Below are 12,077 nucleotides of genomic sequence, written 5' to 3'. Positions count from 1 at the left end.
TTGGTAGAATCTCAAGAGGCTGTTCTTTTCTTTGATGAATTCGATTCTTTGGGTAAAGAGCGTGACTACGACAATACCGATAGCAACGAGATGAAACGTGTGGTGAACACCATGCTTCAGCTTATCGACTCCTTGCCGAAACATTCCATTATCATTGCAGCGACCAACCAAATTGATATGATTGATTCTGCTCTACTCCGTCGTTTCGAGTTGAAATTGGAATTCAGGAACCCAAGCAATGATTTACTGGATGGTTTTTACGATAAATTACTGGCAAAATACCCTGAAGAGTACCGACAAGTTGATCGCAAGTACGATATTTCCTTTGCAGAGGCTCAAGACATTATCTTTAGAACTGTAAAAAACAATATCATCGTATCGGAACTTAAGAAAAAGGAGAACTTGGTTGAAGAGACTATAGAAACGAATCCTTGTCTGAATTAATAGGCAAATAAGCCATCTAGAATATAAAAAGACGACTCATATGAGTCGTCTTTTTTTGTAAGCAAAAACCGTTCAAAGCTAAAAATCAGATCCTTTTAACTAAAAGATGCTTGTGTCATTTAAAATGGGTATCAGCTAGCAAGTTGTGATGCCATCTTTTTTTGTTTGCCAAGCGTATACTTATTGCTTTAGTGGAATGGTCGTTTAATCCGAATAGAAATACAAAGTTTCTTAGCTCAATATTCAGTTTATCCCCTTATCGAGATACTCATCTCTTTATAATGTAATTTACCTGTAAAAGAAAGATTATCAGGCTTGATGGTATTAATTTAAATTGATAATCTCAATTTAAATTTTGTATTTTTATATATAATGTGAATACACACTTCAATAACAGCTGAATATATTCACATTTTCAGAAGGTAAAGATGAAATAACATCAATAACTGACTGTAGCCATCCGTTGACGGGAATTATTAAATATAAATTATAAAACCATGAAACACGTAGGAATTTGGATTGATAAGAGAACAGCAAAAATTGTTTCCATTGAAGCTGGAAAGGAAAGCCTTGATACGATTGTGTCTGACGTTGAAGAATTCCATGTAGGTGGTGGAAGTGGATCAAGGTCAAAAGGTGTGCAACAAGATGTGGTTCAGGATAATAAATATTTAGAAAGGAAGAAGCATCAGTTGGCAGAATTCTTTAAGGATATAGTCATGCCTATTGCTGATGCGGATGCTATAGTCATTTTTGGACCGGCTCAAACAGGTGAGAAATTGTACAACGAGTTATTGGAAAAGCACTCCCAATTTAAGAATAAGAAGCTATCTGTTGAAAAAGCGGATAACATGACCGACAATCAAATAATGGCATGGGTTAGAAACTATTATAATTCTGGCAAGTAACTCATTTTTTAATAAAACAAACGACCGCCAACACATTGTATAGGCATGCCCTTGGGGACACAAACCGTTGATTTCAATAATGAATGAGAATTTTTAAGTGTGGACAAATAAGTCATCTAGAATATAAATAGTCGCTTCCCCTGGGAGCGGCTTTTTTAATGCTTAATGGCTTATTCTTCATCTACAATTTCATTCATCGAAATAATTTCTATGACTTCTATCTCATTAGATTCACCGCAGCTGAGTTCAAAAATCCGGTTAAGGCCTATAAATTCAAGTTCTACAGGGACTCTGCTGCTTGTTTTATATTTGTCATCAATCACAGATTCATTCTCTGGCTTGTATTTCATACTGCCTATTTCTATTAAGAATCCACAGCCATCATTGGAATATTCTCCTGTCCAAATCAAATAGCCTTCAGCCACTACATTTTGTTGAAGTTGATCTCTATTAAAATTGCAGGAAGTAAGAAAGCAGAAGGCAATACAGAGTGAAAAGATTCTAGTAAAGTTCATGTTCAAAAAATGATTTAAATGTTTAAAGTCTATTTAGAGATGGCCTGACTCGTTTTATTTATGAAGACATAATAGAGGTTCTTATCTGATACGAAAATCCATTTGGCTCCAGCTTGATTTATTTGGTCTACTCGTTTCTGGGCATTTGTTTTATTGCTATAGGCACCTACTACCCAGTATTTATCATTAAAATTCCCCGTTTCTGATTTTTTTGTAAAAATCCAATAATCCAATTCACTGTTTTTCGATTTTTCAGTATTTACTTTCTTCTTTATACCAATATTCTTCTTAAGTTCTGGTTCCATTTTTGTTTCCGTAGGTAATGAAGAGCTGGCTTTCTTCATTTTCACTCGTCTTCTCTTTTCCAGAAATTGGAAGTTCACCTCTTCCTTATCATTATTAGCAAAATTGACCTTGGTATTATTACCATTCACTTTAATTAAGCGACCATAAGGATTATTGATGCTAACATCATATGTGTCTTTACCTGCCACAGGTAGCATAAATTGGCCAGTTCTATCCGTCAAGGAAGAATACTCGCGTCCTTTACTATCAACTGCACTCACACGTATCCCTTTAATTTTATTAATTTTCTTAGAGCCAATTCCTGCCTTTTTCAATTCTAACTTTCCAAAAATACGATAAGCTTTTACAAAGGGGATATAACAAATGGTATCATTCTTTAGCTGAATATTCTGCTTTGACGATTTAAAGTTAAAATAACCATCCACATTAACCATACGTTGAATATCCAAATCATAATCCCCTTGAGGAATATTTGAATATGTTACCTTACCATCATCACCAGACAATAGAGGTGATAAATTGTACTTTTCAGATATTGAGTCATTGGCAACGGGTGACATCTGTAAGAAACCATTAGAAATACCTTTCTCTCCTTTATCAAAGACGTCATTCTTATTATCGTCCTTAAAAAAGAAAACATCCACATCACCATATTTCTTTCTCTTATCTTTTTTTCTACTAAAATTAAAATCCTTACGGATACTAAAACGGATATCCTGACGGAAATTATCATCATCGAATTTTAGCTCTTTTTTTCCATTTACCGATAGGTTGCCTTCTATTTTAAACAGCCAATTATGCTTAAAAAGAATATTCACTTGAGGTCGAACATTCATATAGGTTCGTTGCATCCCCCAGTCCCGGGTATAATCGGCATAAAACTGGACTAATAGTTTCTTATTAAAGAATTCCTTTCTGAAATAGGGCGAAACCCGAAGCATCCAATAATCCACACTGCTAAAAGAGGATCTGCTTAATGATGGACCGTAATCGTATTGCACACTCAAACCTGATGATTGGTAATTTAAACCGCCATCAAAATGGATATTTGCCATACCGCCATCTTCCAGATCAGGGTTGTTATTAACAAAATCATATTCCTTTAAACGATAACCCGCTATAAGAGATCCAAAACACTGAAAATCACCAATTTTTCTCATATCAACCAATAAATTATAAGATTGAGTAAACTGTTTATCTTTATTGGTATCTTCAAAATTAACCTCGTCCATCATGGCCCCCAGTCTCATTTTGACTTTTCGAGATGACTTCAAATTCAGGAATATCTTATATTCGTTATTATCCAAGGATTTTTCAGAACTGGAACTGACGTCAAATCCACCACTGATATAGGTTTTATTATTCCTTAAATATTCGAGGCTAAGGGTTGATTTAAGTTTGGGCAATCCATAGTTCAATTTAGCTCCATATTTAGCCACACTCTGCCTTGTACGATAAAATTCGGGGGTATTAAAGGTAGATTCTAAATGGAAGTTTAAGCGTTTGCTTAAGTTTAAATTATAGGAAAAATTACCTTGTAAGCCTTGCGACATATCTGTGTCTAGAAATAAGTGTTCGCGTTCTGAACCTCTTAGAGTGATAAAAATTCTTTGCTTTTCTCCCAGCGGTAATGCTGACTGCAACCTAATAGATTTAACATTTTGTTGTAATAACTCGTTATGCGTATATCCGGCAGAGGTTTTTATGGAAAACTTATCTTTTTTATACTCGTAGCCCAATCCGAAACAGCTTATAGATTCATCGACACCCTGACTGGTATAAAACTCGATTTTATTATTTGTATTGAGTTCAAACTTTTTATTCAAATAGGCCGATCGAGGGTTATATAGATCTACACCTAAGGCAGATGAAGATTGTCCCAAACCGACGATTAATTTAGGGCTTGAATAGCTTAAATTATAATTGGACTTTTTAAGAAAATCCTCTTTTTCACCAATATTATAATTCATGAAAGAATAGTCAATTTTCTTCTCCTTATTCTTAAAAGGAATAAAGCCTCGAGTCAGTATGGACTGTGTGGGTTTCGACTTAGAACTAGAAGTCCGGTGTGAGTATTCTATAAAATTATTGCGCTTTATCTTCTTTTTGATGAATTCGAAATGACTTGAAAAGGCATTGATTTCAATATTCTTTCGAAATACCCTGAAAGAATTATAGGCCTTGATTTCGATCTTATCCTGATTTTTTAAAGCTTGTTGGTTTTTTTTTCTGATCAAAACAAAATTAAGACTGGTACCTTGTCCTGCTATTAGGACAAATTCATAATCCTCAGCGTTTCGTCCAGCTATTTTCACCTTATAACCTTGAGGAGCTTCGATAATTAAGGAAACTTCCTCGTTTATATTTCCATTATTCCGAAACTCCAGAGAAAAATACGATTCATTTAGCACTCCCGAAGTAATATTTAGTTCTTTGGCAGGATTCAGCATCTCCCAATTTCGCTTTTCTTTTATACGAACCTCCGTTATGGCTGGATCAAATTCTTCCTTAGCCTCATTTGATAGTTGAGCTAATATTTGATAATCATACTGTGATAAGGCTGCATTAGATATGGATAAACGGAAAGGAATATTTTTTTTAGAACCTGGTTTTAGGACGATGCTCTTGGGGATGCGAGACATCATCGATAATTCTTCAGGAAGACTGATCTTAAGCTTAAATCGAAGGGTATCTTTAGTCAGGTTTTGAACCTTTAAGACATTAAAATAGAGAGAATCGCTATTTTGTAGAGACTCTCTCTTTATAAAATTCATATTTACCTTCTTAGATAAATCAGGCTCTTGAGCAGAAGCTCCAAAAGCACAAGCACAGCATATAAGCAATAAACTTATTTTTCTGAGCATTTTTACTAAGTTGCCTTGTAATCCATTAGATAAATAAAATGAATAAAATGTTCTAAATTGACTCATTTACAACTCTCAAGATCAAGTACTATAACAGATATATGTTATATGAAATTAGAATGATATAGTATAATTCAGTGGGCTTATTGATAACAATTTGAGATACAAATGAAATCAACTTTAACATTATAATTCCCCCACCTCATTTTTTGTTTATATAAATCCATATCCAATTCAAACTGTACATCAAAGCTCATGCTACCACTACCCGATGGCAGAACAGCAGGTGCCTGAAATAACTTATAGCCGGCACTATTATCATAAATAAAAGTACCATTGCCTGATACATTTTGAAACGTATACTCAATGTCGAGAAAATCAATTTTCTGTCCCCTATTATCTTCCAGATACTTGGCCTGGGGACGAACAAGTAATTGCCACTGGTGATTACTAGTCACCATCACATGTTTACTTTGCCTTTTTCTATTATTATATCCAAAGTGAAGTGGCTGATTGGGATCACCAACAGTCACATGGCAAGCATGCCTCACATCTATTGTAATGGTACCATTAGCTGATGCATTTAAAGTTTGAGCTTTTAAACCTTCACCTCCACATAGGATTAATAAAACTGCAATGAGAAACGCTTTTTTCATCCGTTTTTAGTTTAAGACTCATGTATTGTGAAAATACCAGTCGTACTAAGATTAACTTAGTACAACTGTATTTTCATCAATTTAATATCAACTTGTCTCCAAGTTTTTATATCGGAGATTCTTCAGTAAGGATATAATTAACACCTATAGTATAATCACCTGAATATAAATTAGCTGGAGTCAAATCTGTCAATTGCCAATTCATTTTAAAAGTGGCATTTAAACTTCCAAAAGGAGGAGATGCTGCCGCTGGTGAAAATGGATAGATAGTTGGTAAAGCTGTATTTACAACACCAACTACATCTGTTAAATAATAAGTCAATAAATTAGCTGGAATCGTAGTACCCGTCGCATCATTTGTTAAAACATCAGCTCCGCCAACGGCAACAACCTCTAATTTCCAATCAACATTGGCTTTAATCGTTACGCCATTCCAATCATTATTATTATTCGGAGGCAATAACTCATGCTCGTTATAAGTAAACTGGACATCAACTTCATCTAAATTGATCTCTAAATGCTTGACTACATCTACAGTCACTGCTCCATTATCTGTGTCAGACAACTGAGCAAAAGCAGACGTTGAAACAAATAAAGCACATGCAAATATTAAAAGTATATTTTTCATTTGATGTATTTTTTTTTGTTAAAATAAATTTTACCCGAGCAACAAAATACCCGGATAGTATTTTTAGTAGATAAAACTACTTTTACAATTCAACAACAGCATATGTTACACCAACTGTATATATACCTGCATAAATATTACCTAGATCAGTAAAATTAGCATTCCAATCTACATCAAAAGTCTTATTCAACATACCAGGGAAAGGCACACCAGCCATATCAAGAGGCATAGGAGTAGTTCCATCCACGGTATAAGAAATAACGTCTAAAGCGATTGGAGTATGAACACCATCTACTAAAGCAGGAGCATCAGCAACAACAGTAAAATTCCAATCACAAGAAGCACTTACTGTAACGATAGAAGTCTTTTCTAACACATCAGTAGTAGTTCCATGCTCGTCATAAATAAAAGAAGCGTTAGGAGCTTCAACGTCAATAGCTAAAGATTTCACAACAGTTACTGTAATAGTACCAGCTTCATCATCTTGAAGTTGTGCACTTACACTCATAGAAACGAATAAACACAATACAAAACACAAAGAAATTTTCAATAAAGTTTTCATAATAAAAGATTATAAATTAATAATTAATTAGTATTTCTCCAGTTTTTATCATTTCTCAATAAGTGTGAACACAAAACATTTTAGGTGATTGTTTGAAAAAAAATATTAATTTTGTTGTAGACAGTATCTCCAACAACCTCCTGTTATGTTCATGTGGTCTCCATATTGATCGTGACAGGGGGTGGAGATTTCCCCTTATTTATTTTAGAACCTTCGATTTTTCATCATCATTTTCTCCTCCATATTTTAGGTATTCTTAATTAGATCCTAACTGATTGACGAGTTTTCCTTCTGCAAATAGGTTTTCTTTCTCAACTTTTCCGTCTGCTCCAAAAACCAATGCTTTACCATGTAATACGCCGGCTTTAAATGTTAGACTCATTTTTTTCGAACCATCTTCCTGAAAAAACAACCACTCCCCATCCTCTTTATCAGCTTTAAAATGGCCCTTTTGTTTTACTGGTCCCGATTCATGATAAAGTTCAAAATAGCCTTCAGCCATTCCTTTTTCGTAAGATCCTTTTTGTTTTAAATGTCCATTGGGATAGAAAATCAGCCACTCCCCTTCGTACTTGCCCTTTGCATACTTGCCCTGGGTATAGACTTTACCATTGGCATAATGTGTAGACCAGAAACCCGTACGTTTTCCATTCAGATAATCTCCAGCCTCCTTCTCCTGTCCATTCGGATGGTATTCAATTTCTCTTCCCACAACTTTCCCCATTAGATAACTTAAGGATTTTTGTATTTGCCCATCAGGATAAAAGGTCTTGTAAGGCCCATGAATTAATTCATTCTTGTATGCAAGTTCTTTTTTCACTTGTCCATTCTCGTAATAGACCTTATACTCATCATAAAACTGCTCCCCTTTTTTATAGGCCATCAGTTTCAACTTACCATTAGCGTGAAACTCCTGCATCAATCCATCTGCTTGTCCATCCGCATAAGTCATCACTGCGGTAGGTACACCTTCATCATTATAAGCTCTCACTAAACCATGAATCGAACCTGACTTATAGGGCGTTATCTCTCTTAAAACTCCAGTATCTGTATAAGTATATAAATCATTATCTCGCTTACCTTTTTTATAATGTCCTTTCTGCTTGATATCTCCATCTGAGCTGTACTTTTCGAAATAACCATCTTTCAAATCATTCAAATAGGTATACTTAACCAACAACGAACCATCTTTTGAATATTGTTGCCAGATACCTGTCATTTGGTTATTCAGATAAGTGCCGGATTGTTTTAGCTTTCCATTTTCATGATAAGATTTAAACCATCCGTTTCTAATCTTTTTATCTTTCTTGAACTTGATTTCAGATATAGATTCAATCTGTCCTTTCGCTTTATCTACCCACATGGTATCAATCACCTGCCCCACACTTATGAAAGGAAGAACAACAATTAAAAATATGTTTAAGTAGTATTTCATTTTCAATCTATATTAGCAATTCAGCTCGTTCAATTATTAATTACTTGACTTCAATTTCCATTTCCATTCCCTCCAAGTCGTACTCATCACCATAGTCAAGTATGGCTGCCAGAGAATAGCTTCCAGATTTAAGGTCTTTAGGTAAATTCAGTTTTTTTTCTGATTTCACATTGGGTAATAGAGCCATTTCAATAGGCTCTATGGTTTGTTCCTCAAGGGTTTCAAGATTAGAGAGTGTCAGATAGACTTTAAACTTGGTTAGAATTTCACCATCGTTACTCATCTTCACCAAAAAGGTTCTGCTGCTGTCGGCAGGCGTTACTTGTAACTCTCTAAAATCGTTGATGCTTATTTTTTTGGCACTTAAGCCTGGTGGTGTTTGCAAAACTTTAACCGCAATTTCAGGCGTAATAATCAAACCCGCTCTCACAACTGATTTATCAGCAGCCTGACCTGTAAATTCTTTTTCAGACCTAATCGATACTAAGCCCCATTTAGTGGTATTGCTAACCCCTTCGGGTAAATTCATCATCACTGTTACTTTGGTTTTGCTATTGGGGTTTAATTTTATAAATGAGGAGCTTACAGTAAGATAATTCGAACAGGATTGTTTTGTTGTGCCTGCAGGGAAAAATTTCATATCCCCTCTATCGTTATAGGCAAAGTCACTTGTACTTACAATAAAACTTTCTTCTTTATCGGAGGTGTTCTCCACTGTAATATCATAACTTTTAGATTCACCAGGTGCCAATTTAAACTCCATAGAAGATGGATATACTTTAAAGCTTTGTGCGCTTAAAGAAGCAGTCAGGCTGAAACAAAAAATAGATAAGAAAAAAAATGTCTTTTTCATTACAGAAAATTTCATAGGGTATTTAGGTCAGTAATTTTATTGTAAAGCTATTGAGATAAGTTTCATGCATCAATACCCATAAATGGGTATTTTACAAAAAAGATTAAATCATCATTCAATTTGTCTAAGTAAATCAGGTCAATAAAAAACGCCAATAGTACCAGCCGTAAATGCCAAGCTAGCCGTATTCTTCACTTTCAGTTTACTAATTATATTTTTTCGATGTGTTATGGCTGTATGAGAACTGATATTCAGCTCACAGGCCACTTCCTTATCGGTATACCCTTGAACAACCAGTCTTAATATTTCCTTCTCACGCTTTGATAATGAGGCGATCAATTTTAAGTTATCATTGGACTGTGATGAAGAGCTATTTTGCTTAGACTGACTTTCACTCTCCATTAAATCGGTCAAATCGATACAACAAACATACACATGCTCAGGGCACGAAGTGTGATTTGACTGATCCACCACCATATTCATATAAATCTGACGCCAGGAGCCGTAGCTATTCTTTAACTTCAATATGTTTGAATGCCTGGTTTTATCTGGTGAATGAATAAAATTGAGATAGTCTTCAATTTTATGCACATCTGAAGGGTGAATGTTTTCAACAATCAATTCAAATAAAGAACAATCATTAAAAAAGTGATTCGTTATGCCAAAAAAGTTTAGCAGTGGTTGACATGAATTCTTAATTTTCAATGTACTTGCTTCCAATATAAAATAAGTCGATTCAAAACTATGAATAAGCTTATCAAAATACCTAAATATATCAATTGATTCTAAGTTATGAAGCTTAGAATATCCTTTTGTATTAAACCTATCTTGATGCACAGTTTTCATTGTATTCTTTTAAAAGATATCAATATACTAGATCAATAATATTTCCCTTAAAATTGGGATGAGAGAATATTTAGCAGCCTTGTATTAATGAAAATCAAGATTTCTTAAGCTCCTGACTTAACATTATTTACAATTAATAAATTCACATTTGGTTTGGGATATTAAAATTAGATTTTTTAAAATCCACAAGCAGATTTTATCCTTTCGAATTTGATGAATATTAAATATCTGATGATAGATATGCCTAAACGTCTGACTGAACAAGAAAAAAGCCAATTCGAAGACGATCATTCTTTTTATATGTGAAATTATTAAATATTCTATATTTACATTTCGCTATATTGTTCAGTTAAGAACGAATTTAAATAAGAACTTTTTTAGAATGAAATCCTCCTATTCATTTGAGCTCTGTCCTCTAAAATTCATTTTATATTTCGGAGATTATCAATTGATTAAGTCTTAGTTTATTTCAATCTTAAATGGATAATCATGTCTAAATTCACTATTCATTTTCGAAGAGAAGAAATCTTGATCTTCTTTTTTAAATCACAATTGACCTATTTCTATCAAAACTCTATAGTCTGTTATATCAAGTCTTGAGTTTTGGGATAACTATTAGCTCAATGCTTATTTTTATTGATTTCAAGGAAGGACATAATACTTAACCTAATAATTCATGAAAACAAATGATATTTTACTTCAAACATACGACACAAATAGCTTTCAATTAGTGTTATGATTAAAGCAAATATCTAAACATATAGATTTTAAGATAATTAAAACAGGTATCCATAAGCCTTTTCATGATCTCCTTCTTTGAAAAACATTAGAATAAAAATGAATCGATTTAGTATGTAAATCATCTCCCAAATCGCCTATCTTATAAATCATTAACAGTAAATCTGAAATTAAGAGTTTTTATTTAAATTGACTTTCCCCATCTTACTTTACTTAATTTCTCAACTTCCTGTCCGACCGATTGTTTTCATTTGCACTATCATGCGGATTGACTAGTTTTACCGCGCTTATAATTTTTACTGTAGGATGATTTCACTGATGTGGAATCAAATAAAAAACTGCGAAACAGACCTACAGCAAACCAACCTAATAGAAAAGAAAATCATGCAGGAAGATCAAAAATCCTACAAATCACAACGCAAAAAAGCGAACGAATTCGAGAGTCGAGAAGAGTATCTTAACCACGAATTAACAATTATGAAACTCAGAAGATGGCGAATTCACCTGCCCTTCAGAGATTTTAACATCGAACTGGAAGACTTGGTTCCAGCACTAGCTGCTACTATTGGTAAAGTGGTGATGGTAACCGCAATGGTTGCAGTTTTTGCGGCTCAATTCGGACTGACTCCGGAATTTGTTGCAGAGAATGTTCGTTACGAACTTCTGATTGCAGGTGGTATTTTTGTATTGCTTTTTTCTGCAATCCTTAACCCAACAGCTAACCTGGCAGGAACTCACGGTCCTATGATTCCGCTTATCCCAATTATTGCCGCAGCTGGAGGACACCCTCTTGCTTTGGGTATTTTAATTGGCGTTTTTGGACTAACACTAAGTATTACCAAAGGAGGTTCCAAACTTATGAACTTAACTGGTGTTGGTGTTCGTGGCGGTCTCCTGATCTACTTAGGAGCTGTTGGACTAATCGGACAAATAACCAAACTTGAGTTTTGGTCATCTGGTACCGGTATCAATGCCTTATCTTTTGCCGTTATTGGTGTCACCATTTTAATTTATGCCTACTTGGCGCGTGTTAACAAGCGCTGGTTAGCGATCCCACTTTGTTCCGCACTAGCTGGTGTTATTGCCTACACAATGGGTGCTGATTTTGCCTTTACAACTGAGCCAGGACTTCCTCATATGAATCCTATGTGGTGGTGGGGCGAAGATACAGGATGGAAGCTTGGCTTACCTAATTTGGGTCACTTTATTGCTGTGATTCCTTTTGCTATTCTTGCTGTTGCCATGTGGACGCCTGACTATTTAGGACACCGTGTTTTTCAGGAATTAAATTACCCTAAAAAGGCTAAAAGTGTTCTAATGGA

At 34.5% G+C, this 12,077-nt stretch carries 11 protein-coding genes; 3 read left to right on the top strand and 8 right to left on the bottom strand.

What is annotated here, in order from left to right; genetic code table 11:
• Together ABY905_RS08595 and ABY905_RS08590 are read left to right on the top strand one after the other, a co-directional pair.
• Positions 1–444, top strand: a 444-nt coding sequence (locus ABY905_RS08595; RefSeq protein ID WP_372642562.1) for an AAA family ATPase, incomplete at its 5' end; no start/stop codon positions are given.
• 497 nt (positions 445–941) lie between these two features.
• Positions 942–1,352: a hypothetical protein gene (locus tag ABY905_RS08590; protein ID WP_372642560.1), complete on the top strand. Its 411-nt coding sequence runs from the start codon at positions 942–944 to the stop codon at positions 1,350–1,352.
• 170 nt (positions 1,353–1,522) lie between these two features.
• Here the strand turns inward: ABY905_RS08590 and ABY905_RS08585 are convergent, their stop codons facing one another.
• The 8 genes from ABY905_RS08585 to ABY905_RS08550 form a co-directional block, all read right to left on the bottom strand.
• Positions 1,523–1,867: a hypothetical protein gene (locus ABY905_RS08585; protein ID WP_372642558.1), complete on the bottom strand. Its 345-nt coding sequence runs from the start codon at positions 1,865–1,867 to the stop codon at positions 1,523–1,525.
• Positions 1,868–1,896: 29 nt separating this feature from the next.
• A complete protein-coding gene (locus tag ABY905_RS08580; protein WP_372642556.1) occupies positions 1,897–5,037 on the bottom strand; it encodes a hypothetical protein in 3,141 nt (1,046 codons plus the stop codon).
• 143 nt (positions 5,038–5,180) lie between these two features.
• Positions 5,181–5,693, bottom strand: a complete 513-nt coding sequence (locus tag ABY905_RS08575; RefSeq protein WP_372642554.1) for a hypothetical protein — start codon at positions 5,691–5,693, stop codon at positions 5,181–5,183.
• A gap of 106 nt (positions 5,694–5,799) precedes the next feature.
• Positions 5,800–6,321, bottom strand: coding sequence for a hypothetical protein (locus ABY905_RS08570; RefSeq protein WP_372642552.1), 522 nt, complete (start codon positions 6,319–6,321; stop codon positions 5,800–5,802).
• Positions 6,322–6,403: 82 nt separating this feature from the next.
• Positions 6,404–6,883, bottom strand: coding sequence for a hypothetical protein (locus ABY905_RS08565; RefSeq protein ID WP_372642550.1), 480 nt, complete (start codon positions 6,881–6,883; stop codon positions 6,404–6,406).
• A 256-nt stretch (positions 6,884–7,139) separates the two neighbouring features.
• A complete protein-coding gene (locus ABY905_RS08560; RefSeq protein WP_372642548.1) occupies positions 7,140–8,318 on the bottom strand; it encodes a toxin-antitoxin system YwqK family antitoxin in 1,179 nt (392 codons plus the stop codon).
• Between the two features lie 40 nt (positions 8,319–8,358).
• A complete protein-coding gene (locus tag ABY905_RS08555; RefSeq protein WP_372642546.1) occupies positions 8,359–9,171 on the bottom strand; it encodes an Fn3-like domain-containing protein in 813 nt (270 codons plus the stop codon).
• Between the two features lie 138 nt (positions 9,172–9,309).
• Complete coding sequence (locus tag ABY905_RS08550; protein WP_372642544.1) at positions 9,310–10,017, bottom strand: response regulator transcription factor; 708 nt, start codon at positions 10,015–10,017, stop codon at positions 9,310–9,312.
• 1,056 nt (positions 10,018–11,073) lie between these two features.
• Here ABY905_RS08550 and ABY905_RS08545 point away from each other — a divergent pair.
• A partial coding sequence (locus tag ABY905_RS08545; RefSeq protein ID WP_372642542.1) for a DUF3360 family protein occupies positions 11,074–12,077 on the top strand: 1,004 nt, incomplete at its 3' end.

It is taken from the genome of Ancylomarina sp. (genome assembly GCF_041555295.1).
GTDB lineage: Bacteria > Bacteroidota > Bacteroidia > Bacteroidales > Marinifilaceae > Ancylomarina.
The sequence above is the reverse complement of the archived record's forward strand: the minus strand, read 5'-3'. Positions and strand labels throughout refer to the sequence as shown.

What these genes read in the sequence shown, in the direction of transcription:
- ABY905_RS08590 (WP_372642560.1), top strand. Translation starts at nt 942, where the DNA reads ATGAAACACGTAGGAATTTGGATTGATAAGAGAACAGCAAAAATTGTT.
- ABY905_RS08585 (WP_372642558.1), bottom strand. Translation starts at nt 1,867, where the DNA reads ATGAACTTTACTAGAATCTTTTCACTCTGTATTGCCTTCTGCTTTCTT.
- ABY905_RS08580 (WP_372642556.1), bottom strand. Translation starts at nt 5,037, where the DNA reads ATGCTCAGAAAAATAAGTTTATTGCTTATATGCTGTGCTTGTGCTTTT.
- ABY905_RS08575 (WP_372642554.1), bottom strand. Translation starts at nt 5,693, where the DNA reads ATGAAAAAAGCGTTTCTCATTGCAGTTTTATTAATCCTATGTGGAGGT.
- ABY905_RS08570 (WP_372642552.1), bottom strand. Translation starts at nt 6,321, where the DNA reads ATGAAAAATATACTTTTAATATTTGCATGTGCTTTATTTGTTTCAACG.
- ABY905_RS08565 (WP_372642550.1), bottom strand. Translation starts at nt 6,883, where the DNA reads ATGAAAACTTTATTGAAAATTTCTTTGTGTTTTGTATTGTGTTTATTC.
- ABY905_RS08560 (WP_372642548.1), bottom strand. Translation starts at nt 8,318, where the DNA reads ATGAAATACTACTTAAACATATTTTTAATTGTTGTTCTTCCTTTCATA.
- ABY905_RS08555 (WP_372642546.1), bottom strand. Translation starts at nt 9,171, where the DNA reads ATGAAAAAGACATTTTTTTTCTTATCTATTTTTTGTTTCAGCCTGACT.
- ABY905_RS08550 (WP_372642544.1), bottom strand. Translation starts at nt 10,017, where the DNA reads ATGAAAACTGTGCATCAAGATAGGTTTAATACAAAAGGATATTCTAAG.